Source organism: Candidatus Enterococcus avicola (genome assembly GCF_047470845.1).
GTDB classification, from domain to species: Bacteria; Bacillota; Bacilli; order Lactobacillales; family Enterococcaceae; genus Enterococcus_D; species Enterococcus_D casseliflavus.
This window is the reverse complement of sequence record NZ_JBLGTY010000001.1, coordinates 1-24,493: the sequence shown is the minus strand read 5'-3', so window position 1 is coordinate 24,493 and position 24,493 is coordinate 1. Positions and strand designations below refer to the sequence as shown.

At 43.1% G+C, this 24,493-nt stretch carries 22 protein-coding genes, 1 pseudogene and 1 other annotated feature; of the genes and pseudogenes, 13 read left to right on the top strand and 10 right to left on the bottom strand.

Translation table 11 applies throughout. From position 1 onward, the window contains the following. Window positions 1–29 precede the first annotated feature (29 nt). A complete protein-coding gene (gene mnmG, locus ACI3E5_RS00115; protein ID WP_325844882.1) occupies window positions 30–1,922 on the top strand; it encodes a tRNA uridine-5-carboxymethylaminomethyl(34) synthesis enzyme MnmG in 1,893 nt (630 codons plus the stop codon). An 806-nt stretch (window positions 1,923–2,728) separates the two neighbouring features. Here mnmG and ACI3E5_RS00110 read toward each other — a convergent pair. The 4 genes and pseudogenes from ACI3E5_RS00110 to ACI3E5_RS00095 all read right to left on the bottom strand — a co-directional run. Next, window positions 2,729–2,887 (bottom strand): annotated as a pseudogene (locus ACI3E5_RS00110) (ATP-binding cassette domain-containing protein); the annotation flags it as partial. A 380-nt stretch (window positions 2,888–3,267) separates the two neighbouring features. Next, window positions 3,268–3,786, bottom strand: coding sequence for a helix-turn-helix domain-containing protein (locus ACI3E5_RS00105; RefSeq protein WP_005226263.1), 519 nt, complete (start codon window positions 3,784–3,786; stop codon window positions 3,268–3,270). 16 nt (window positions 3,787–3,802) lie between these two features. After that, window positions 3,803–4,270 carry a DUF5626 family protein gene (locus tag ACI3E5_RS00100; RefSeq protein WP_005226262.1) on the bottom strand — a complete coding sequence of 156 codons (468 nt, stop codon included), beginning with the start codon at window positions 4,268–4,270 and terminating at the stop codon, window positions 3,803–3,805. A gap of 350 nt (window positions 4,271–4,620) precedes the next feature. After that, window positions 4,621–5,073, bottom strand: coding sequence for a DUF2188 domain-containing protein (locus ACI3E5_RS00095; protein ID WP_151196092.1), 453 nt, complete (start codon window positions 5,071–5,073; stop codon window positions 4,621–4,623). 256 nt (window positions 5,074–5,329) lie between these two features. Between ACI3E5_RS00095 and ACI3E5_RS00090 the strand changes: the two genes are divergently transcribed. The 11 genes from ACI3E5_RS00090 (at window position 5,330) to guaB (ending at window position 14,253) form a co-directional block, all read left to right on the top strand. Further along, window positions 5,330–6,223: an SDR family oxidoreductase gene (locus tag ACI3E5_RS00090; RefSeq protein ID WP_005226260.1), complete on the top strand. Its 894-nt coding sequence runs from the start codon at window positions 5,330–5,332 to the stop codon at window positions 6,221–6,223. Window positions 6,224–6,260: 37 nt separating this feature from the next. Continuing rightward, the gene (gene amaP / locus ACI3E5_RS00085; RefSeq protein ID WP_005226259.1) at window positions 6,261–6,830 is read left to right on the top strand and encodes an alkaline shock response membrane anchor protein AmaP; all 570 of its coding nucleotides are present in this window, start codon (window positions 6,261–6,263) and stop codon (window positions 6,828–6,830) included. 7 nt (window positions 6,831–6,837) lie between these two features. After that, complete coding sequence (locus tag ACI3E5_RS00080; protein ID WP_005226258.1) at window positions 6,838–7,029, top strand: DUF2273 domain-containing protein; 192 nt, start codon at window positions 6,838–6,840, stop codon at window positions 7,027–7,029. A 25-nt stretch (window positions 7,030–7,054) separates the two neighbouring features. Beyond that, window positions 7,055–7,825 carry an Asp23/Gls24 family envelope stress response protein gene (locus ACI3E5_RS00075; RefSeq protein ID WP_010748461.1) on the top strand — a complete coding sequence of 257 codons (771 nt, stop codon included), beginning with the start codon at window positions 7,055–7,057 and terminating at the stop codon, window positions 7,823–7,825. Between the two features lie 297 nt (window positions 7,826–8,122). Then, window positions 8,123–8,839: a 16S rRNA (guanine(527)-N(7))-methyltransferase RsmG gene (gene rsmG, locus ACI3E5_RS00070; protein ID WP_325844883.1), complete on the top strand. Its 717-nt coding sequence runs from the start codon at window positions 8,123–8,125 to the stop codon at window positions 8,837–8,839. Window positions 8,840–8,850: 11 nt separating this feature from the next. Further along, window positions 8,851–9,615, top strand: coding sequence for a ParA family protein (locus ACI3E5_RS00065; protein ID WP_005226255.1), 765 nt, complete (start codon window positions 8,851–8,853; stop codon window positions 9,613–9,615). Continuing rightward, window positions 9,605–10,495, top strand: coding sequence for a ParB/RepB/Spo0J family partition protein (locus ACI3E5_RS00060; RefSeq protein WP_005226254.1), 891 nt, complete (start codon window positions 9,605–9,607; stop codon window positions 10,493–10,495). The genes ACI3E5_RS00065 and ACI3E5_RS00060 overlap by 11 nt, the downstream gene beginning before the upstream one ends. Before the next feature lie 10 nt (window positions 10,496–10,505). Then, the gene (locus ACI3E5_RS00055; protein WP_005226253.1) at window positions 10,506–10,694 is read left to right on the top strand and encodes a DUF951 domain-containing protein; all 189 of its coding nucleotides are present in this window, start codon (window positions 10,506–10,508) and stop codon (window positions 10,692–10,694) included. A gap of 8 nt (window positions 10,695–10,702) precedes the next feature. After that, complete coding sequence (gene ychF, locus ACI3E5_RS00050; RefSeq protein WP_005226252.1) at window positions 10,703–11,803, top strand: redox-regulated ATPase YchF; 1,101 nt, start codon at window positions 10,703–10,705, stop codon at window positions 11,801–11,803. A gap of 71 nt (window positions 11,804–11,874) precedes the next feature. After that, window positions 11,875–12,567 (top strand): DUF1129 domain-containing protein, encoded by a 693-nt coding sequence (locus ACI3E5_RS00045; protein ID WP_311957797.1) that lies wholly within the window; start codon window positions 11,875–11,877, stop codon window positions 12,565–12,567. Window positions 12,568–12,768: 201 nt separating this feature from the next. Further along, on the top strand, window positions 12,769–14,253 hold the full coding sequence (gene guaB, locus ACI3E5_RS00040) for an IMP dehydrogenase (protein ID WP_005226250.1): 1,485 nt from the start codon (window positions 12,769–12,771) through the stop codon (window positions 14,251–14,253). 157 nt (window positions 14,254–14,410) lie between these two features. Here guaB and ACI3E5_RS00035 read toward each other — a convergent pair whose 3' ends face one another. Both ACI3E5_RS00035 and ACI3E5_RS00030 read right to left on the bottom strand, forming a co-directional pair. Beyond that, on the bottom strand, window positions 14,411–17,116 hold the full coding sequence (locus tag ACI3E5_RS00035) for an ABC transporter permease (protein ID WP_431394971.1): 2,706 nt from the start codon (window positions 17,114–17,116) through the stop codon (window positions 14,411–14,413). A 9-nt stretch (window positions 17,117–17,125) separates the two neighbouring features. Further along, a complete protein-coding gene (locus tag ACI3E5_RS00030; RefSeq protein ID WP_010748457.1) occupies window positions 17,126–17,827 on the bottom strand; it encodes an ABC transporter ATP-binding protein in 702 nt (233 codons plus the stop codon). Window positions 17,828–17,912: 85 nt separating this feature from the next. Here ACI3E5_RS00030 and ACI3E5_RS00025 point away from each other — a divergent pair, with 85 nt between their 5' ends. Beyond that, a complete protein-coding gene (locus ACI3E5_RS00025; protein ID WP_010748456.1) occupies window positions 17,913–18,539 on the top strand; it encodes a TetR/AcrR family transcriptional regulator in 627 nt (208 codons plus the stop codon). A 71-nt stretch (window positions 18,540–18,610) separates the two neighbouring features. On the opposite strand, the gene ACI3E5_RS00020 is transcribed toward ACI3E5_RS00025, so the two are convergent. The 4 genes from ACI3E5_RS00020 to croR form a co-directional block, all read right to left on the bottom strand. Beyond that, on the bottom strand, window positions 18,611–20,131 hold the full coding sequence (locus ACI3E5_RS00020; protein WP_325844888.1) for a polysaccharide deacetylase family protein: 1,521 nt from the start codon (window positions 20,129–20,131) through the stop codon (window positions 18,611–18,613). Window positions 20,132–20,421: 290 nt separating this feature from the next. After that, on the bottom strand, window positions 20,422–21,699 hold the full coding sequence (gene serS / locus ACI3E5_RS00015; protein WP_325844890.1) for a serine--tRNA ligase: 1,278 nt from the start codon (window positions 21,697–21,699) through the stop codon (window positions 20,422–20,424). Between the two features lie 57 nt (window positions 21,700–21,756). Beyond that, window positions 21,757–21,955 (bottom strand) — a binding site (T-box leader). Between the two features lie 35 nt (window positions 21,956–21,990). Then, the gene (locus ACI3E5_RS00010; protein ID WP_005226244.1) at window positions 21,991–23,199 is read right to left on the bottom strand and encodes a sensor histidine kinase; all 1,209 of its coding nucleotides are present in this window, start codon (window positions 23,197–23,199) and stop codon (window positions 21,991–21,993) included. Then, complete coding sequence (gene croR, locus ACI3E5_RS00005; protein ID WP_008376963.1) at window positions 23,189–23,878, bottom strand: response regulator transcription factor CroR; 690 nt, start codon at window positions 23,876–23,878, stop codon at window positions 23,189–23,191. The genes ACI3E5_RS00010 and croR overlap by 11 nt, the downstream gene beginning before the upstream one ends. Window positions 23,879–24,493: the final 615 nt, after the last annotated feature.

The window sequence follows — 24,493 nt, the reverse complement described above, 5'->3', positions numbered from 1 at the left end:
TGCGCCACTGGCGTAAAAAGGAGAACACCATGCAAGAATATCAAGCAGAAAGTTATGACGTGATCGTTGTTGGTGCCGGCCATGCCGGATCAGAAGCTGCCTTGGCAGCCAGCCGAATGGGGGCAAAAACCCTCTTGCTGACCATCAACTTAGACATGGTCGCATTCATGCCTTGTAATCCCTCCGTCGGCGGACCAGCAAAAGGCGTCGTGGTGCGCGAAATCGATGCTTTAGGCGGAGAAATGGGCAAAAATATCGACAAAACCTACATCCAAATGCGGATGCTCAATACAGGAAAAGGTCCCGCTGTGCGGGCCTTGCGGGCGCAAGCCGATAAACATGCCTATGCGGCTGAAATGAAACGAACGATCGAAAAAGAAGCCAATCTGACACTGCGCCAAGGAATCGTTGAAAAGCTGATCGTTGAAGAAGGCGAATGCCGTGGCGTCGTGACCTCTACAGGCGCTCGTTACCAAGCCCAAGCTGTAGTGATCACTGCGGGAACAGCGTTGCGAGGAGAGATCATCATTGGAGAGTTGAAGTATTCTTCTGGACCAAACAACTCCCAGCCATCGATTGGACTAGCCGATCATTTGAAAGAGCTTGGCCTAGAGATCGCTCGTTTTAAAACGGGTACACCACCGCGGGTGAAATCCAGCACCATCAACTATGAGGTAACGGAGATCCAGCCTGGCGATGAACAACCGAATCACTTTAGTTACAGCACACCCGATGAAGTCTACAATCAAAACCAAGAACCTTGCTGGTTGACCTATACGAACGAAGGGACGCACCAAATCATCAACCAGAATTTACACCGGGCGCCGATGTTTACAGGGATCGTTGAAGGAGTAGGTGCCCGTTATTGCCCATCTATCGAAGACAAAATCGTGCGTTTTGCAGACAAATCTCGTCACCAACTGTTCTTGGAACCAGAAGGGTTGAACACCGAAGAAGTGTATGTTCAAGGGCTTTCTACTTCTATGCCAGAAGATGTCCAAGTCCAAATGCTGCATTCCATCGCAGGTTTAGAAAAAGCGGAAATGATGCGGACGGGCTACGCCATTGAATATGATGTCGTGGTGCCTCATCAATTGCGTCCAACATTAGAAACCAAAGTCATCGAAAACCTCTTTACGGCAGGACAAACCAACGGAACCAGCGGCTATGAAGAAGCGGCCGGTCAAGGCTTGATCGCAGGCATCAACGCTGCTTTGAAAATTCAAGGCAAAGAACCCTTCATTATGAAACGCAGCGACGGTTATATCGGTGTGATGATCGATGATTTGGTGACCAAAGGAACCAATGAACCTTACCGCTTATTGACCTCTCGTGCCGAATACCGCTTATTGCTGCGTCATGATAATGCGGATCTGCGTTTGACCGAAGTGGGACATCAAATCGGGCTCGTCCCAGAAGCACAATACGAAGCGTATGTAGCGAAAAAAGAAGCTGTTGAAGCAGAAATTAAACGTTTATCTAAGATCCGCATCAAACCAACGCCAGAAGTACAAGCGTATTTGACTGCTAAAGGGACGGCTACCTTGAAAGATGGCGTTTTAGCCAATGAATTCTTGCGTCGGCCTGAAGTGACGTATGCCGAAATGCTACAATTTATCGAAGCCAATGAAGCATTGAAGCCAAAAGAGATCGAACAAGTCGAGATCCAAATCAAATACGAAGGCTATATCAAAAAAGCTCTCGAAAAAGTGGAGAAACTCAAACGGATGGAAGCCAAACGCATTCCTGAAAACATCGACTATTCCGCTATCAATGGCTTGGCAACAGAAGCCAAACAAAAACTGCAAAAAATCCAACCCGAAACCATCGCCCAAGCGAGCCGTATCAGCGGAGTAAACCCAGCTGATATCAGTATTTTGATGGTGTATATCGAGCAAGGGAAGATTGCCAAGGTTAACTAATAAAAGCCAGGATTACAGCCTTTTGGTGTTTAACACCAAAAGGCTATAATTTGTTAAATGCTTATTCGTTAGAAAATTTTAAAATACTTCTAGAACATCGACAATCTAATTTGGACAAAAATAAAGAAGCTCTTTTCTAAAACGTAAATCATGAAAGTTACGGTCTAAGAAAAAGGGCTTCTTTACTTTCGAAAATGTTATTAGTTTAAGAAGGTATCACAACGGCTGGGACACAAATCAACTAAAATTTTTATCGATATATTATGGTTAGCGACACCCAAAAGATAAAACAGGAAAAAGTTTTCTAGCTACATGACTTCTAAACCATAGCATTCAAGGATAACCAAAAAAGCTATATATCGAGTAAAGGTGCTTAGTGTACCTATCAGCCATTTTTGATAAAGTCTTTGAGAAAATGAAAAATCATATAAAAGGCGTATAAAACAAGAGGTATCACAACGACAATTATTAATAATCTAGTGTTAAGTTTCATTTTAATAAAAATAAAAAAGAAAATCTGAAGGGCTCCCACAATAAATGCAATATTCGACGCACCTTTTGCAGCATTTTTCTGAATTTTTATAGGTTTGTCGTTAAAAGTATTTCCAGCAATTAGACGGTACCATTTTCCCCGTCTAAATTGGATGCCTACGCTTATAAGTAGCATCCCTATAAGTAACATAAAAAGCATGTTATCACCTCTACTGAATTTATAATTGGATCACCTTATTTGCTAAATGATCAAAATCATACTCATGTGTAATTAAAAAGTATATTTTGTCATGTTTAGTTTCACAAAGGTATTCTTATAATTTTTTGATAGCTTTCTGATCCAAACCAGCTGTCGGCTCATCTAAAATAATTACTTTCCTATCCCTTACAAAAGCGCTCAATAGATTAATTTTTTGTTTTTCCCCACCAGATAATACCCTGATATTTTTCTTGGTCAAATGTTCATCAATATTAAAAACGCTATGGGGTCAATATTGCATATTTTAAAATCCTCTGTATAGATTTGCCAGTCTTTGTTAAAATTTTGAACCTATCTATACTTACTGAGCAATCTTGATACTCTCCCACCAGATTAATCAATGTGCCAACTGATGATTTTCCACTATTCAATCGTACCATCGAGCAAGGGAAAATTGCAAAAGCTTCAGAAAGGCTTGATAACAAGGTTTTTTTCTTTTTTATTAAGAAGATAAAAAATTTCTTGGTTTTCATTTGAACCATAAAAACATTCATTCGATTGCTTGAATTCTGTATTGAATTTGACAGAAAACTATATAATAAACCATCCCTATGAGACGAATCACATAGGGATGGTTTTGTTCAGAGTTTAAAGTTATTCCACTTTTTCAATCGTAGTGGTTCCCCAATTCATGATGTTGCTGAGATGGACATAGCCATCGTACAAATTCAAGAAAATCGAGAAGGCACAGACGATATAGATCAATACATAAAAATTATTGGCTTTTTTGTTACGCCATAAAACAAAGCCATCTAAGATCAGTCCTAAAGGAAAAAGAAAGGAGCCGATTCCAGCTAACAGTAGCAAGAGCAGACTTTCATCTTTATCTGCTGCCATCGTTCTTTGGAGTAACGACAATTTTTCTTTCTTGTCGTTGATTTCTTGATTGTTGGTTTCGATCCGCTCTTTTAAGGCTTCGTTCTCACGTAAAAGCTCATCGATCGAGACTTGGTAGAGATCGCTCAACAAAATCAAATTCTCAATATCTGGATAGCCGCGCCCATTTTCCCATTTTGAAATCGACTGGCGTGAAATCTGTAATTTTTCTGCGACTGCTGTTTGCGACAATCCTGAAGACTCGCGACAGCTTTTTAATTGTTCTGCTAAAGCCAATGTATGCTCCTATCTGCTATTTAACAACTAGCTTCCCATTTGAGATCGTGGTTACGACACTCCCATTGGTAGTGATTATACCTGCTTTTTGCTTAAACGTACAGGTGGCTTTGGTGGACGTGTGAGTTAATGAACTAGAAGTGATACTTCCTCTGTGAGCAACTAAACTTAAATTCGAAGTGCCTGTAAATTGATTGCGGCTATTGACCGTTACATTATAACTAGCGGTCCAATTACCTGCGGATGTTTTTGACACACGATACGTTCCCGCTGCCAGATTTGCTCGGAATGACGGCAATTTTTCAATGGTCAAAATCACCTCGTTGCCTTCTTCATCTACCGTGATCAGCTGCTCATAGGGACTATCTGATGCTAAGTCATAAACGAGTTCAGGTTCTTCCACTGTCTGGGCGGCAGCTGGGAGAGCAAAGAGGAAACAAAGAAAAATAAACGGCACAAAAAATAATTTTTTCACAAACACCACTCCTTGTACTTTTAATAATTCAAGTATACAAGGTTTATTTAGTTAAAGAAAGCACAAGCTAGTTTACAGGGGTAACGGATGGTTCACAACTGTTGCTAGATCAGCATTTCATAGGCTTATTTTTTAGGATGTCGAGAAATTTTAAAAGTGATGGTTCATTCAAAAGGTCTTCGTTTTTTAGGTTTCTGACAACGAACCGCTGCTTTTTAAAAGAAACGTCAAAGAAACGGTTGCTTTAGTTTTAATCAAACCTAGCTGTGAAAGGAAACAAAAAAGCGAAAGAGTAGGCAACGTTTCGCGCAGCTCAAACGACAAAGGTAAGACCTCCTTCCGCTTTTTTGCAGCCAATTTTATTCTCTCAAATCAATATCCTTTTGATGGTCGCCGTCTTTCTTATAAACGTTCACCACGGATTCTTTGTTTTCGGCGATTTCTTTGGCACGGGCGATGGCATCTGCCTTCTTGTCGAAATGATCACTGGCACGTTTCGCCCCTTTGGAACGGACTTGCCATTGGTCGTCTTCATACACAACTTCTACATCCGCATCCATTAATTTTTCCGCATTCTTATTGGTTTGATGGGCATCGTCTTTTTGCGGATTTTTCTCTTTCTGAAAAGCTTTTTTCTCCTCTTCATCTGCATTGTCATACCATTTTTCTGCTTGACTCGTGGCGATCGGGATCGCCCGATCATCAGAATAGCCATCGGCTAGCAGGGCATTGGCGATATCGATCGCTTTTTTACGAACTAAGGGGTCTAGATTCTTCATTGACGCAGGATAATCACGGACATTCCAAGGCATTGTTTGTTTCCTCCTTTTTCTTGATCCAAGGTCATTTTCTTAGGGGTTCCCTTTTACAGGTACTACCAGTTACTACTTATTAGTTTACCCCCTTCTATAAAAAAGGGAAATTATTTGATTTCTGGTCAAAAATGAGGGCACTTTCTTTTTTCATTTTCTAATAAACGAAGATTTATTTTTGTTAACAAAGCGTTATATTTCCCAAAAAAAAATGAATGGTTTAGAATTTTATTATAGAGAAAAGGAGGACGTAAGAATGAGTGAACCTATTTTGACTGATCCACGGGAACTTTATCACACGGGTAAATACAGCAAACAGGAACAAGATACGCCTGCTTTACAAGAAGAAATGCGACCAAAACCTGATTGTGGTGAAGAATCTTATGAGGGAAGTCAGCAGTTAGAAAACCGGCGAGTACTGATCACCGGTGGGGATTCTGGGATCGGACGTGCAGCAGCGATTGCCTTCGCCCGTGAAGGAGCAGACATTGCCCTACACTTTTTCCCAGGAGAAGAAGAAGATGCCGAAGAAGTTGCAGGGTACATCAAAGAAGCTGGGCGCAAAGTGATCTTGCTCCCCTATGACCTGCGAGACGAAGCGGCACCACAAGAGATCGTTGACAAAGCGGTGGCAGCATTAGGTGGGTTAGATACATTAGTATTGAACGCAGCACAGCAAATCACGCGGCCATCGATTGCAGAATTACCGATTGAACAAGTGAAAGATACCTTTATGGTAAACATTATCTCCATGTTTGCATTAGTCAAAGCTGCTGAGCCGCACTTACCGGCTGGAGGAGCGATCGTGACAACGACTTCTGTCCAAGCCTTTAGTCCAAGTGCCCATTTAATGGATTATGCGGCAACCAAATCGGCTATCGCCAGTTTTACAGTCAGCTTGGCGAAACAATTTGCTGAAAAAGGAATTCGCGTCAATGGGGTAGCCCCAGGACCGATCTGGACACCATTACAGTTAGATCATGGCCAACCGCAAGACCAGCTGCCTGAATTTGGTCAGCAAGCGTTACTTGAGCGGGCAGGACAACCAGCTGAGCTGGCACCTGTCTATGTCTTTTTAGCTTCGAATAAAGCTAGCTATGTGACAGCACAGATTTATGGTGTTACCGGCGGAGAAGCCATCAACTTGTAAGCTTATCGAAAATTGGAGAAAAAGGAGGAGGTGTCCTATGAGTAAAGGGTGGAAAATCGTATCAATCATCGTTTCGTTGATTTTTATCACTGTCTTATTACCAATCGTATTAATGAGTAATCCTTATATGCAGCTGCCATTTGGTTTGGACAGCAGAGGCAATGTCGTCACGTATTTCTTTGACAACTTGTTTATGCGTCAATATATGTTTTGGGTAGCTGTTGTCTTGATCGCCTTATTCTTGATCGTGATCTTAGTCGTGCTTTTTTATCCAAAAACCAAAACGACCTTTGTTTTGAAAGAGGATAAGGGCGCATTGACGATCGATAAGAAAGCAATCGAAGGACTTGTACGTACGAAAGTAAATGAAAAAGAATTTGTTGAAGGACCAAAAGTTCATGTCAAGGCGACCAAAAATCGAATTTTGATTAAAATCAAAGGACGCTTGAAACGGACGTCTGCCTTAGTCGGCAAAACCGAAAACTTAATGGCGGAAATCCAACAAGATGTCCAACGAGTGCTTGGTTCAAGTGAGAAAGTCAAAGTCGAAGTCAACTACGCGAATTTTGAACAAAATGAGACTCCGGAAAACCCGCGAGTAGAATAGGAGGGCTATGATGAACGAACTACAACAATACAAAATCCCATTGATTTTTGGAGCAATCGGCCTTGTTCTGGCTGTGTTGTTTGTAACGATCGGTTTTTTCAAAACATTGCTGATTCTACTCCTAACAGGTTTGGGTTTTGCGTTAGGATTGTATCTCCAACGTACCGGTATCATCGACGAATTTTTTAACCAACAATAACGCATTTTAATAGGAGGAATTTTTAATGAATAACGATAAAAACGAATTAAACAATGATAAAAAAGTCAGCGCACATCCAGATCCAGTGGTTCCTAACACCAATCATCAAGCAAATGAAAATGCGATTCCAATGACTGAAGCACCAGATCCAGTGGTACCAAATGCTGAAAAAGCAGTAGCAGGACAACAAAACGGACCAAAACCAGGGGATCATCCAGCACCAGGAAATCCAAATCCAGCAGGACATCATCCAGCACCGCCAAAACCTGGCCACAACGATTTTGAAGGACCAACTGGCGATGCACCCGTTCATGGTTCATTGACCTATGATGACAAAGTGATCCAAAAAATCATCGGGATCGCATTAGAACACGTGGATGGTCTGTTGACGGTCGATGGTGGTTTCTTCTCTAACATTGCGGAAAAATTAGTCAATACAGACAATGTGACTGCCGGTATCAATACCGAAGTTGGGAAAAAACAAGTAGCCGTTGATTTAGATATCGTGGTTGAATATGACCGCAACATCCCAGAAATCGCTGACCAAGTCAAAGAAGTTATCCAAAAAGAAGTAACAACAATGACCCAATTAGAAGTTATCGAAGTCAACATCAATGTTGTGGATGTAAAAACGATCGCTGAATACGAAGAGGAACAAGAAACGGTTCAAGACAAAGTATCGTCAGCTGCATCTAAAACCGGCGACTTTGCTTCACGTCAAACCAACAAAGCCAAACATGCGGCTTCCCGCGCGTCTGATCGTATCGAAGAATACAACGAGCCCCGGGTGAAATAAAAAAGTTTCATATGAAACAAAAACAAGCATTGATCCTGTGATCAATGCTTGTTTCTTTGAGAAAAAAGCTGACCAGGAGGGTTGGCAGCCTCGCTGGTCAAGGAAAAATGAAAAAAGTTTATTGGATTGAAATGAGTATAATTCCTCTGCCTTAAACCAACCTTAAAGCCCCAGTTAAAAAATGGTAAATTCTCCTAGAAAGCAATGTCTGGCTATTGCATCACATTGCTTTTTGCGTTAAAGTAGGAACTAGTCTGTGAAACATTTTTCTGTTTCACAAAATAGAAAGGATTCGTTATGCTACCTGAAGAATTTCATGAAGAATTACGCAAAAACGGGATCGTTTTAACCGAAGAACAAATGGAAAAATTCGCTGTCTATTTCGAGCGTTTAATCGAATGGAATCAGAAGATGAATCTAACCGCAATCACGGAAAAATCAGAAGTGTATTTGAAGCATTTCTACGATTCTGTTTCCTTAGCTTTTGAAACCGCCTTTGACCCGCAAAGTCATTTGTGTGATGTCGGTTCAGGTGCTGGCTTTCCAAGTATTCCACTAAAAATCGTGTTTCCTGAATTAGAAGTGACGATCGTCGACTCTTTAAATAAGCGCATCACCTTTTTACAAACCCTTGTGACGGATCTACAATTGGAAAATGTCCACTTGTACCATGACCGTGCAGAAACATTTGGTCAAAACCCGCAATTTCGTGGGCAATTCGATTATGTGACTGCTCGTGCGGTTGCCCGTTTGAATGTGTTAACGGAACTCTGTGTGCCATTGGTGAAAAAAGCAGGCTATTTTTATGCGCTCAAAGCTGCCAAAAGCGAGGAAGAACTGGTTGAAGCCAAACCAGCCATCTCACTCTTAGGCGGCAAATTTATTGAAGAAAAAAGCTTTACCTTACCGGTCAGCGGCGATGAACGCCATCTTTTGATCATTCAAAAGAAAAAAGAAACGCCAAAGAAATACCCCCGCAAACCGGGAATGCCAGCGAAACAACCAATTAAATAGGAGGAAAATCAATGGCCCGTATTATTTCTGTTGCAAACCAAAAAGGCGGCGTAGGCAAAACCACCACAACGGTGAACCTAGGTGCGTCCTTAGCATTTGTCGGCAAAAAAGTGTTACTCGTAGATATTGATGCCCAAGGCAACGCCACAAGCGGTGTCGGCATTCGCAAACCAGATGTGGAACAAGACATCTATGATGTATTAGTCAATGAAACACCGATCGTTGAAGCGATTTTACCTAGCAGTCGGGAAAACTTGGATATCGTTCCAGCGACGATCCAATTAGCTGGTGCGGAAATTGAATTGACCTCCATGATGGCACGGGAATCTCGATTGAAATCGGCTTTGAATGAAATCAAAGAACAATACGATTATATCTTTATCGATTGCCCGCCATCTTTAGGTCATTTGACGATCAATGCCTTTACCGCCAGTGATTCGATTTTGATCCCAGTCCAATGTGAGTACTATGCATTAGAAGGGCTGAGCCAACTATTGAATACCGTGCGTTTAGTACAAAAACATTTTAACCCTGAGTTAGAGATCGAAGGGGTCTTACTGACGATGTATGATGCCCGTACGAACTTAGGCGCGGAAGTCGTGGAAGAAGTCCGCCGCTATTTCCAAGAAAAAGTATATGAAACCATTATTCCGCGGAATATCCGGTTGTCTGAAGCACCTAGTCATGGATTGTCGATCATTGATTATGATCCACGCTCAAAAGGAGCCGAAGTCTATCAGACGTTAGCAAAGGAAGTGTTAGCCCGTGAAGAATAAAGGGAAAGGATTAGGGCGTGGGATCGATGCGTTGTTTCAAGACCTGCAAGGGTTAGAAGAAGTCGATATCAAGACAGAAAAAGTCGTTGAACTGCCTTTAAACGAATTAAGACCCAACCCTTATCAACCGCGAAAAACCTTTGATGAGCTTTCATTACAAGAACTGGCCAATTCGATCCAGCATTCGGGGGTCTTTCAACCGATCATCGTGCGGCAATCATCCGTCAAAGGCTATGAGATCATTGCTGGTGAACGCCGGTTTCGAGCATCCAAACTAGCTGGCAAGGAAACGATCCCAGCCATCATCCGCAATTTTGATGAAGAAGCGATGATGCAAGTCGCCGTTTTAGAAAACTTGCAGCGGGAAGATTTGAATCCTTTAGAAGAAGCAGAAGCCTATGACATGCTGATGAAAAACTTGAAATTGACCCAAGCACAAGTCGCTGAACGTTTAGGGAAAAGCCGCCCGTATATCGCCAATTATTTGCGGTTGCTGTCCTTGCCGAAACTCGTCAAAGAAATGGTTCAAGATGACCGTTTGTCTATGGGGCAAGCCCGGACATTATTAGGCTTGAAAAACAAAGAACAGATCTTAAAATTAGCCAATCGTTGTGTCAAAGAAAATCTGACAGTTCGCCAATTAGAACAAATGGTCGCTGAGATGAACGACACGAAGAACGAAAAGAAAAAAGTTCCGCGTCTGATTCGGGAAAAACCGTACTATTTACGAGAAAGCGAAGAACGGTTGATGGATAAATTCGGCACGAATGTTGAGATCCGCGAAAAAGAAGGCAAAGGCAAAATCGAGATCGAATACCTGTCACAAAAAGATTTAACCCGTATTTTAGATTTATTGAACATTCAATTTGATGAAGCTTGAGGTGATAAAGATGTATGATCTTGGGGATATTGTCGAAATGAAAAAACCGCATGCCTGCAAAGCCAATCGTTGGGAAATCATCCGCATGGGGGCAGACATCAAAATAAAGTGTACGAATTGCGGCCACATCGTCATGATGACGCGCCGAGAATTTGATAAAAAGATGAAGAAAATCCTAGAAAAAAAAGAGAAAGAGTGAAGTGAAGCATGGCGTTAACTGCCGGAATCGTTGGATTGCCAAATGTGGGCAAATCTACTTTATTTAATGCAATAACCAAAGCAGGAGCAGAAGCCGCAAACTATCCGTTTGCGACGATCGATCCGAATGTAGGAATGGTGGAAGTGCCAGATTGGCGCTTACAGCGTTTAACAGAATTAGTTCGTCCGAAAAAGACGGTCCCAACCACCTTTGAATTTACGGATATTGCTGGAATCGTCCGCGGTGCCAGCAAAGGGGAAGGATTAGGGAACCAATTTTTGAGCCATATCCGCCAAGTGGATGCGATCTGTCATGTCGTTCGTTGTTTCGACGACGACAACATCACCCACGTGGAAGGCCGCGTGGACCCATTAGCTGATATCGACACCATCAACTTGGAGTTGGTTTTAGCGGATTTAGAATCCGTCAACAAGCGCTATACTCGGGTCGCAAAAATTGCCAAAACCAAAGACAAAGATGCGGTTGCGGAATTGGCCGTTCTTGATAAAATCAAACCGGTCCTAGAAGAAGGGATCTCAGCTCGTTCGATCGAATTTACAGATGAAGAACAGCGCATCGTCAAAAGTTTGTTTTTACTAACGACCAAACCAGTTTTATACGTTGCCAACGTAGCAGAAGAAGACGTGGCAGACTATGAAACCAATGATTATGTCAACAAAGTGAAGGAATTTGCAGCGAGCGAAAATGCGGAAGTGATCGTCATCAGTGCTCGTGCCGAAGAAGAGATCGCTGAGCTGGAAGAAGAAGACAAAGCAGAGTTTTTAGAAGCATTAGGAATTGAAGAATCAGGGTTGGATCAATTGATTCGTGCTGCCTATGATTTACTGGGTCTAGCAACGTACTTTACCGCTGGTGAACAAGAAGTGCGTGCGTGGACGTTCCGTAAAGGCATCAAAGCACCGCAAGCAGCGGGGATCATCCATACGGACTTTGAGCGCGGCTTTATTCGTGCGGAAACTGTTTCCTTTGAAGATCTGAACCAATACGGCACGATGCAAGCGGCCAAAGAAGCCGGTCGGGTACGTTTGGAAGGAAAAGATTATGTCGTGCAAGATGGCGACGTGATGTTGTTCCGTTTTAACGTATAAAGGGCTTTCTTCCCAGTGAATTTGTGGTAAAATGTCCATTGTGAAGAAAACGCAGAAGGGAGAATCAATTCATGGAACCAGAAACTCTGCGAAATTATGTTTCCGAAAATCGTGAATTAGAACAACAATTAACAAAACGAAACCAACAATATATATTTGATTTAAAAAAATCGCTAGAGGCAGCCAACCTTTCTGAAGAAGAAAAAACGATTGCCTTGCATGAGATGCTGCCGGTCTTAGTCAAAGAACAAAAAGGCGGCAAAACGGCGCGCCAATTATTTGGTACAGTGTCTGAACGCACCGAAGCCATCATCAACAAACCCGTTGAGCAAAAAGAATCCGGCCCGTTCTTGATGTGGTTGGATAGCACCTTGCTGATTTTAGGGATTTTTGGCTTGATGTTAGGGGTTATGGGGATCTTTACTAGAGGACAAGCACAACCTTATGGCTTATTGACCCTCTTCTTGATGGCGATGCTTGCTGGTTGGGTCTTCTACTTGATGTACAAATACATGTATCAATATGAACGCCCAGGTGCCGATAAGAGCAAACGGCCGAAGATGTGGAAGATCATTTTGATTTTAGTCGCAGCCTTCATGCTATGGATCGTTGTGATCTCGCTTTCTGCGATGATCCAACCACCATTGAATCCACAAGTGGATCCTGTGATCGAAGCCTTGATCGGGGCAGTGGCATTAGCCGTGAAGTACTACTTGAAACGCAAATACAATATCATCAGCAGTATGTCTGTTCCTAGAGGCTGATGACTACACGTTGATCGTGCGCCTTCTTTTGTTAAAAAAGACCGCACGATCAGCGTGTTTTTTTAGAAAAAATGGCGAATTATGAGATTTGACCAAAGGTTTGAAGAGGATTATTAAGAAAGCTTTCCGAATGGTTGACTTATGAAAAAATCTTTGCTATTTTTTTAAAATACCTAAAAACTTTAAGGAGTGGTTACAAAAATGTCCAACTGGGAAACCAAATTTGTAAAAAAAGGGTTAACGTTTGATGATGTCTTATTGATTCCGGCAGAAAGTCACGTCTTGCCAAATGACGTGGATATGAAAGTGCAGCTTGCCCCGAATATTACACTAAATATTCCAATCATAAGTGCCAGTATGGATACCGTAACTGATAGTAAAATGGCGATCTCAATGGCGCGTCAAGGCGGACTTGGCGTGATTCACAAAAACATGAGTATCGCAGCGCAAGCAGATGAAGTGCGCAAAGTAAAACGTTCTGAAAGCGGCGTGATCATCGATCCGTTTTTCTTAACACCCAGCCACTTAGTTGCTGATGCAGAACATTTGATGAGCAAGTACCGCATCAGCGGGGTACCGATCGTAGAAACGATGGAAAACCGCAAATTAGTCGGTATCATCACGAACCGCGACATGCGTTTTGTCACGGATTATACGATGCCGATCAATGATGTGATGACCAAAGACCAATTGATCACAGCACCTGTCGGTACGTCGTTGAAAGACGCTGAAAAAATCTTACAACAACACAAGATCGAAAAATTACCGATCGTTGATGAAGCAGGGATCTTAAGCGGTTTGATCACTATCAAAGATATTGAAAAAGTGATCGAATTCCCGAATGCAGCCAAAGACACGCATGGACGCCTATTAGTGGCAGCAGCAGTCGGCGTTACCAGCGATACCTTTGAGCGAGCACAAGCTTTATTGGATGCAGGCGTGGACGCGATCGTTATTGATACTGCCCACGGACACAGTGCGGGTGTTTTACGCAAAATCTCTGAAATTCGTGCGCATTTCCCAGAAGCGACATTGATTGCTGGAAATGTTGCCACTGCAGAAGGCACGAAAGCATTGTATGATGCTGGTGTCGATGTCGTAAAAGTCGGGATCGGTCCAGGCTCGATCTGTACCACTCGGGTGGTAGCCGGTGTCGGAGTTCCTCAATTGACCGCGATCTATGATGCAGCCTCTGTAGCACGTCAATACGGAAAAGCAATCATTGCTGATGGTGGGATCAAATACTCTGGGGATATCGTCAAAGCTTTAGCAGCTGGCGGACATGCCGTAATGCTAGGTAGCATGTTGGCAGGAACCGATGAATCACCAGGTGAATTTGAAATCTACCAAGGCCGTCGCTTCAAAACGTACCGCGGAATGGGTTCACTGGGGGCAATGGAAAAAGGCTCCAGCGACCGTTACTTCCAAGGTGGCGTAAACGAAGCCAACAAATTGGTTCCAGAAGGCATTGAAGGGCGTGTCGCTTATAAAGGCAGCGTTTCTGATATCATCTTCCAAATGATCGGCGGGTTGAAATCAGGGATGGGTTATGTCGGTGCTGGCAATCTACAGCAATTACGTGATGAAGCACAATTCATCCAAATGAGCGGCAACGGACTAAAAGAATCACATCCCCACGATGTTCAAATCACGAAAGAAGCACCAAACTACTCTGTAAAATCATAAAATGTTTCACATGAAAACCAACGCCCCCTCTGTTCAAAAGCGGACAGGGGGGATTATTTGTTCAAAAAAGGACGTCACTCTCAGCTATCTAGGCAAGAGTGGCGTCCTTTTCTTTAAAATCACTGCTGGATGATCAGCAAATCGCTTTAGCAGCAGCTTATTCGTTTGATTTCAACGCATCGATCATGTTGACATGAGTCAGCTTTACATGGGTGACGTACATCACGATGATCGTAAAGAGAATCGTCATGCCGCCGGCTAAAGCATAAGCCGGCCAATTGATCACTAATGGAAAGACCATGTTTTCCATCGAAGCTTGGATCAAAATAAAGTCAGTCAAGAAGTAACCTACCACGTAGCCAGCGAGAATCCCAAATAACGTAAAGACGATATTTTCCCGTACGATGTACATGGTGACTTCTTTATTGTAAAACCCTAATACTTTAATAGTAGAAAGCTCGCGAATCCGCTCGGAAACATTGATGTTGGTCAAGTTATACAAGACGACAAAGGCTAATGCCCCTGATAGTACAACTAAGATCAAGACAATGGAGTTCAAGTTGCCCATCGAATCATCCTGCATTTTGATCTGAGTGGAAAGGAACGTCGTGTTTTTGACTTTGTCGGTATCTAACAAGGCTGTTGATAAAGCTTCCTCTTGTTTTTTCGTCATCGTCTTGCTTTTGACTAAGAACGCATTCGGTTCAAAGGCACTGTCGGTGATTTCTTCGTAAAGAGTCGGTGACAGATACAGAGAATTGCCTAAATAGTTTTCTGCGATGCCGCTGATAGGTACTTCAAAAGCTTCTTGATCGCTAGTATAGAAGGTCAATGTATCCCCAACCTGCAGATCATACAATTCTGCGTATTTCATAGTCAGTACGGCGCCTTCTGTTAATGGCAGCTTCTGCCCTTCCGTCGTTTTCAAATGGACATAGTCGGTAAAAGCTTCTTGATCTGCCGGAACCATCAAGGTCAAACTTTGTTTTCCTTGGTTAGCTGGTCGAATCTCGATCGTTTCATTGTAGACTAGCATCGAATGGGTCACAAGAGGATCGTCTGTTAAAACCGTTTCAGCGGCAGCAACGGTTTCTTCCTTCGCATCATTTAAGGTCACGACGGCTTGATAATCCGTAATGGGCCCAAATTGTTTCGCAGTCACAGCACTTAAGGAATCTTTCAACCCAACGCCTGCCACCATCAGTCCCGTACAGCCGGCGATGCCAATGATTGCCATGATCATTCGCGATTTGTAGCGGAAGATGTTACGGAAGCTGACTTTTTGATTGAAGCTTAAACGTGACCATAAGGGTGTAATGGCCTCTAATAAAATCCGTTTCCCAGGTTTTGGCGCCCGAACTTGCAGTAGCTGGGCAGGTTTTTCCCGCAATTCTTTGATCAAAACAAAGAGGCAAGCACCGAGCGTCGCCAGTAAAAAGGCGATCGCGGCCAAAATAATTGGCGACCAGACATAATAGACGCGAATCCCGTCTAAAAGATACCGTTCGCTGGATAGAAAATAAATCAAACGCGGCAACAGTTCCGTCCCTAATACGGCACCACTGATAATGCCAATGGCCGAAGACAGGAGGGCATAAATCAAATATTTAAGGGAGATCTCGACTTTGCCATAGCCCATCGCTTTTAAGGTACCGATCTCTTTGCGGTTTTCTTCTACCATCCGCGTCAGTGTCGTAAAGGTGATCAACGCAGCGATAAAGAAAAAGAAGACAGGGAACACATTGGCGATCGCTGCGATACGATCAGACAGCCCACCATATTCTTGGAAACCGGGGTTGTCTTTGCGTTGATTGTAAAGATACGTAGGTTCTGCCAAGTCTTCGATCTCTGTACGTTTTTCTGCCAGTGTTTGTTGGGCATCGGTTAGTTCTTGTTGCTGTTCCTCTAATTGGGTTTGCTGCTGTGTCAACTCTTCTTCCCCAGCGGTCAATTGGCCTTCGAGGGCTGCTTGTTGTACGGGCGGCAGCTGTGCCAGGGCGGCTTGCTGTTGTTCTAGTTCCGCTTTGGCCTGATCCAGTTGGGCTTGTCCCTCAGCTAACTGTTTTTGTCCATCGCGGACTTCTTTTTCTGCAGGCGCTAATTCATCAAAAGCATCTTGCTGAATTTCTGCTAAGCGTTCTTTAGGGCGATCCGCAAACAGTTCCTCAATCGTTTCTTGATGGGCTGCCATCTTGTCGGTATACGCATCGGAGTATGTTTCAAGGCCTGCGACATCATCAAAGGCGAGATAAAGGATCGATTTGACCTCCATCTTGAACTGTTCTTCCGGTACATAAGCAAAATACGTCACGACACCGCTGCCGACATTCGCATAACCACGTTCGGCAGCACTGATATAAATAGGAGAGGTGGCGAACCCAACGACCGTATAGTCTTTGTCCGACAGATTATCGGCATCATCGATCGTAAAAGTATCCCCTATTTGCCAGCCATAATTTTTTGCTTCGGTGTCCAGCACGATTTCATCGGCTTTTTCTGGCAGTCGGCCGTCCTTCACCAGTAGCTGGTTGAGTTCCTGCGAGGGATCATAAGAGGTCACTTGCACGACTTCATCTGAATTGGCAGCGTAATAAAATTGATAGGCGGCTTCTGTGTGCGCACCGCTTTTTTCCGCCGCATCAATGTCGTCCTCCGTCAATCCCAGCGTGGAAGTGACCTGCAGATCTGCTAAATGCTGACCGTTGACATATTCACTCGCGGAATGGTTCAGGATCGGTCCCGTCGCTTTGACACCGACAAAGAGAAACGTTCCTAAAAAAATGATCAAGGTGATTGCGATAAAGCGGCCTTTTGATTGGCGAATCTCCCGCAAACTTGCTTTAAGATAGGTTTTATTTTTCATCAGATCCTCCTACCAAACGATTTCATCGATCGAGATTGGATGAGGATTCTCTTCAATGGAACGGACAGTGGCATCGTTGATATGGATCACCCGATCGGCGATCGGGGCAATGGCGCTGTTATGGGTAATGATCAACACCGTATTGCCGTTTTTCCGACTGGCGTTTTGCAAAAGCTTCAACACTTGTTTGCCTGTTTCAAAATCCAACGCACCGGTTGGTTCATCGCATAATAGCAATTTCGGGTTTTTGGCTAACGCCCGAGCGATCGATACCCGCTGCTGTTCCCCACCAGAGAGCTGCGAAGGAAAGTTGTTTTTACGGTTTTCTAACCCGACTTGTGCTAAGACTTCATCAGGATCGAGTGCATTCGGTGAGACTTCTGTTGCCAATTCAATGTTTTCTTTCGCTGTCAGGTTCGGCACCAAATTATAAAACTGGAAGACGAACCCGACGTCTTTGCGGCGGTATTCCGTCAGCTGTTTGTCGTTAAACTTCGCGATATCGACATTGTCGATAATGATTTGTCCTTCATCTGGCGAATCCATCCCACCTAAAATATTCAAAACGGTCGATTTTCCTGCACCACTGGGGCCAAGGATCACCACTAATTCGCCTTCTTCAATGGCAAAGGAAAGATCGTTGTTGGCAGTGATGGTGGTTTCGCCCATCTGATAGCGTTTATATTCATTCTTTACTTCAACATAACTCATTAATAAAGCCTCCATTTTTTAAACACGTGTTGATTTAATCACATGGTGTTAGTATACTAAGAAAGAAAAGTAAGAGCAATCCTCAATGCTTACGTATTTGTCATTAAATAGACAAATATTGATCAAATGTACAGAGAAAAGGGGAAACGATATGGTGGGGACTGTGGGGAATCGTCGAACGATCTACTCGAAAAAAGTGATCCGACGCGCCTTTCAGGAGTTATTGTTGGAAAAAGAGTACCGCAAAATCACGATCAAAGAGATTGCGGAACGAGCCGATATCAACCGGGGAACATTTTATAAATATTATAAGGATACGGCCGCGTTGTTGGAGGAAATCGAAGGGGAGCTTGTTGAGCAGATCGCATCGAACTTGCAGCAGGAAAATTTGTCATTGGATCTTTGGTTGGAAAAGCTGTTGACGATTTTGTATGAGAATCCTAGTACGACCCATTTGATTTTGTTAAACAACAGCCATTTGCTGAATCTTTTATTGTCAGAGATCAAACCGGAGACCTTGAAACGGTTTGCCCAATACTTTCAAGATGCTTCCGAGGAAGAATTGGAACTGTGTCTTAGCTTTTTTGTCTGCGGGTCTATCGGGTTGATCGAACGCTGGCTCAAAGATTTCTCAACGATGTCGCCAAAAGCTGTCGCTGAACTGTTGATCCAAATTTTTGTGACTAATGTATATGAGGATAAGAAGGGCTAAAAAAAGAGGGAACGATCCAATAACCAAAAAGGAACGCAGCAAGAGACAATTTGCTGCATTCCTTTTTTTATTTAGTCAACGAGGCGCTCGTCGTTCATCCCAAAGTATTGATGCAATGGTTTTTGCCGTGCTTCTAATAATTGATCGACAGTCACGAATTCGTAGCCTTCGTTTTTGAGCATTTTAATGACTCCCGGTACGGCTTTCACAGATTTCGGGTGAATATCATGGATCAAGATCATGGCACCATTAAAGACATTTTGTTGCACCAAGGCATTGATCTTCTTCGGATCCTTCAATTTCCAGTCTTGAGAATCGATGTCCCATTGAATGATCGGCATGCCAATGGTTTCTGCGCTTTGTTTGTCGATAGCGCCATAAGGGGGCCGTAAATTTCTAGGTAGTAAACCCGTCGCATTATAAATGGCTTTGTTGGTTTTTGTAACTTCTGCCTGCAAATCTTCCGCTGAAAGAGTATTCAGTTGCGGATGAGAGTAAGAATGACTGGCGATCTCGTGTCCAGCTTCTTGGACTTTTTTAGCAGCTTGCGGATATTGCTCTACCATTTGTCCCAGCATAAAGAAGGTCGCTTTAACGTCATTTTCTTGTAAGATGTTCAACAGATCCATGGTGGAGGTATTGTTGGGTCCATCATCAAAGGTCAATGCCACGTATTTTTTATTGGGGTCTAAACTTGGCAAGGCATTGTTGAGTTGGTCAGCAGCCACGAGATCAGGATCAATGAATGGGGCGATCTCGCTATAAGGCAGGGTGATTTCCGTCGCTCCCGTCTGATTTTTTGGCAATTCGATGGTCAGCTTCTCTGGATCGTAAGTAAATTTCGAATCGAAGGTGATCCGCTCCATGGCCAAGACGGCGTCGATGATTTTGGCGGGTTCTTTGGCTTGATCCAGCAGTTTCTGCTGAATGACTTGTTGAATACCTAATAAGCTGCCTTCATCAGGAACCAGTTCTTTCAAAGACAATTCGGTTTGCGTCTTCTCTGATACGAAGATCGGTGCATCCGTTAGGCTGTCCGCATCTTCAAAACGTCCGGTTTCTCGATTCCACACATAGCTGTCGGCTTTCAATGAATAAGTAGACACCTTTGAAGCCGCTGCTTGTGCTTGGATGCGGGCAACGGTGACGACTTCTTTTTTCGTTTGTTTTTTACGCAAGTGATCAGCGGCTTGTGTCAACCGTTCTTTGATATCTTTGATGGGAAACGTATCAAGGTCTTGCGGGCGGTAGATCAATTCTTTGGTTGCGCCTTTGGAGAGCACTTCAGGCGTTGTTTTTAACCCATTTTGACTTTGTTCTGCTTGGATTGATGCCAGTAATTTCTCCGCAGCCGCCTCATATTTTTCTTGGGCTGCGACTTCTTGCTGGTGTAACGTGTAAAGGACTGAGCCAGCCGTCGCGATCAAAACGATCAATAATAACGCGAATAAGGAAAAAATTGCTTTTCGATACGACTTCTTTATCGAGGGTGGTCCTTTCGGTCTTTCTTCAGCTGACGCTGTTCGTTTTTGATTATTGTTTGGTTTCTTGTGCAAGTCACTCCGACGGGCATAGGTCTTTCGTTCGGGCATTGGTGAAGCTCCCTTCATTCCATCCTAAATTATGCCCACGTTACCATAAGTCACAGGTACTTTCAACGATCATGCCCGGTTTCTGATAGAGACTTAAAAAGATAAAGGGATTTTTCTAATTATTCATTTAAAAATTACAGCCTTGTTGCGTTGTTTCTCTTGCAAGAAATGATCAAGGGTGTTAGGGGGTCTTTTGCAACCACTATCTATTAGGTGAACTAGAAACCCCCTTCGTAACAGATCACGTGGAGTGACTGTTACGAAGGGGGTGCAATTAAGGGTGCTAAGGCTTAGGCTTTTTCGATTTTTGTCAGTCCGCCCATGTAAGGAACCAGAACTTCTGGTACCGTTACACTGCCGTCTTCGTTTTGATAATTTTCAAGCACTGCGGCTACCGTCCGACCGACAGCCAGACCAGAACCATTTAGTGTATGCATGTAGTGAATCTTGCCCTCTTGATCGCGGTAACGGATCATGGCACGGCGTGCTTGGAAATCTTCACAGTTTGAGCAAGAGCTGATCTCACGATACATTTCCTGAGCAGGGATCCATACCTCTAAATCATAGGTCTTCGCCGCAGAAAAGCCCATATCTCCTGTACACAAGCTAAGCACTCGGTAAGGTAAGTTGAGTTTTTGCAAAATATCTTCGGCATTAGCCGTCATCTTTTCTAATTCTTCATAAGAATGGTCAGCATCACTGAATTTCACCATTTCAACTTTATTGAATTGGTGCAGACGAATCAAGCCGCGGGTATCACGACCAGCGCTGCCAGCTTCTGAACGAAATGATGGGCTCAAGGCAGTGAAGTAGGCAGGGAGCTGTTCTTGTTCTAAGATCTCCCCTTGATAGTAATTGGTCAAAGGTACTTCAGCAGTTGGAATCAAAGTCAAATCCGTGTCTGCCAATTGGAAAACATCTTCTTTGAACTTTGGAAATTGCCCAGTGCCAAACATTGCTTGGCTATTGACGATATAAGGGGTGATCATCTCGGTATAGCCATGCTCATAGACATGCTGATCCAGCATGAAGTTGTATAAGGCACGTTCCAAACGAGCACCTAAGCCTTTGTAGTAAACAAAGCGGCTGCCAGAAACTTTGGCGCCCCGCTCAAAGTCGAGGATCCCCAACTCTTCAGCGATCTCCCAATGGGGTTTTGGTTCAAAGGTAAAGGCTTTTGGTTCTGCCCAGCGGCGGATTTCTACATTGTCTTCTTCATCCTTGCCCACTGGAACAGAATCATTTGGCAAATTCGGCAATGTCGTGGCGATCTGTTTGATGTCTTCATCAATTTGAGCGATCTCTTCATCCAATTGCTTGATTTGGCTGCCGACTTCTTTCATTTGGGCAATTTTATCTGCCGCGTCTTCTTTTGCCCGTTTCAAGGCAGCGATCTCACCAGAAACATCGTTGCGCAATTTCTTGCGTTCTTCCGTTTGGACTAAGAGTTCTCTGCGACGTTCGTCAAGCGTTAAAAAGCGGTCCAATACTTCTTTTTGCACGCCTCGTGTTGCGAGTTTGCTTTGTACTTCAGCAAAATTTTGGCGAATCATTTTTACATCTAACATAGTGATACATCCTCCTTTGATTTTTCCATAGAAAAAAGGCCATTCCGATCCCGTGTTGCTTGGGACGAAATGACCATTCGCGGTGCCACCCAAGTTCAGCTTGCGCTGCCCTTGCTGCTCGTATCGTGAGCCAACGATTTTTCTTTCGAAAAATACACGTTAAAGAACTGGATTCTATTTTTTCCAACACTGATTTTCACCAACCATCAGCTCTCTTTACTAGATGAAAAAAATATACTAGGTTCTGTGCCTTGATTATTTTCTTTAGCATACCCAAAAAATGTTGGGGCGTCAACCATAGGTTTGTGTGTTGGACAAATTGTTGCGCTTCAACGGGAGATGAATAATAAAGGATGTCCATTCTGGCGTTGATTTGGCATAGATATAGCCGCCATGTAAGGCGACGATGCTTTGAGCGATCGCTAGACCTAAGCCAGTTCCTCCTGTTTCTTGAGAGCGGGATTCTTCCACTCGGTAGAAACGGTCGAATAGAGAATCAAGGGCTTGCTTAGGGATCATCTGCCCATTGTTTTTGACGGTTAAGATCGCTTCGGTTCCGACTTTCTCGACCTCCATGCGGATCTTATCGGCGCCTTTGCCGTATTTCAAGGCATTTGACAGCAGGTTGTTGAAAACTCGCACCAGTTTTTCGGTATCACCATCCATTTCGATATGCTCTGGACGGGTGTAGGTCTCGATCTTGATGCCTTTTCGGCTAGCTTCTAATTCAAAGTCCGCCGCCAATTGTTCAACCAGCTGGGCCATATCGAATTCCATCACATTAATGGGCACGCTAGGCTGACGCACTTTCGTGTATTCAAACAAATCATCGACGAGGGATTTCATTTGTTTGGCTTTGACATACGCCGTATGAGTATATTTCAGCAATTCTTCTTCCGAATGGTATTGTCGATCTTCGATTAGACCTAAGTAGCCGATGATCGAAGTCAATGGTGTCCGAATGTCATGACTGACATTGGTGATCAGCTCATCTTTGGATTGCTCGATCCGCCGTTCATCTTCGATCGCCGCCACCGTACTGTCGACTAAGCCATTAATATTAGAAACGATCCGACTTAAATCGCCCCGTAACTCGAAGGGGATGCGATGATCGTAGTTGCCTTCTGCGATAAAGTGCAGCTCGCTGATAATGTGACGTAGCTGCATTTGATGGTAACGACGAATCAAACGCCAATATAAGACGATCACATCTAATAGGAAGAACATCGGTAGAATGAAGTTGCGACCACTGCGGAAGATATCTGTGTTAAAGGCAGCCGTGAACGCATTCTTTGATTCATAGATCGCTTCGACTAAAACCGGTGAGTTTTCTCGTATTGAGGTCAAGATGACCAAAATAGCGACATTTAATAGAAGTAAAAGAACAATCGTTACAATTCCTTCCGCAAATAACTCACTGATTTCCTTTGAGGTCAACGTGATCCGTTTCTTTTTTTCGATTGGTGTGTTGCGCTTTTTTTCAGTTGGTTTACTTCGCATCTATTTTGTAGCCGACCCCCCATACTGTTTGGATGACTTTTTCACCATCCGTGGCTTCTTCGATCTTATCTCGCAAGTGACTGACATGGACCATCACTGTTTTGGCAGAAACGACACTTTCTTGTTTCCAAACTCGTTCAAAAATCTCATCGGCGCTAAAGACACGGTTCGGATGCGATGCCAATAAGTAGAGGATGCCAAATTCTAATGCGGTCAATTGGATCTCATTGCCATCCACCGTTTTTACTTCATGGGAATCGCGGTTGATGATAAGGGAGCTTACTTCCAGAATCTCTGGTTGATTTGAAGCAGCCTGCATCTTGGTTCTTCTCAATAACGATTTTACCCGTGCCATGACTTCTAATGGATTGAAAGGTTTGGTGACATAATCATCAGCACCGGCGACCAATCCACGAATCTTATCCATATCGGTTGTTTTAGCGGTCAACATAATAATGGGGATTTGGGATTCTTTTCTCAATTCTTTGACGACTTGCATGCCGTCCATTTCAGGCATCATGATATCTAAGATCAATAGCTCGATATCAGAAGTGGTGCGAATCTTGGTCAGTGCTTCTTTTCCATCGTATGCTTTGACCGATTCATAGCCTTCATTGTGTAAGTAAATGCTTAATAGTTCTACGATCTCTTTGTCATCATCTGCTACAAGTATTTTCATACTGGGTCCTCCTAGGAACAATATTCTTTTCTCCATTTTAGCAAATAATCCACAAAATAGATAAAATCATACTTAAATTTATAAGAATGATAGGAATTAAGAAAACACAAAAAGGAAAAAGACGAACGATAGGCAAATAATAACGCGAAAAGTCCTTAAAAAAGGCGAAAATCACGGACTAAAAATCACGAATCATCTTTGGAAACGGAGTAACTAGAAACGTTGGTCTATCAATCATTTTATGGTTGACGAATAGCACAAGTCTTGGTATATTATTACATGTGCCAAATGACTAATTGAATTCCTAAAAAGAATTGAAAAAAGTAGTTGACGCACAGCTCGACAGATGATATTATAACGAAGTCGCAATTTTAAAACAGTTAATTGATGTTGATACATCAACAAAATTAATTAAAAAAAGTTGTTGACAAATAACAAATCATTTGTTATTCTAATTAAGTCGCTGAGACAGCCGCTACGAAGTTGAAAAACAACGAGCGAAAAAAACTTTTAAAAAAGAGTTGACAATCAAATGTCGCTCTGATATGATATAAAAGTTGCTAACACAGCACGGTAGACCTTTGAAAACTGAACAAAGCAAGCAAACGAACCAAT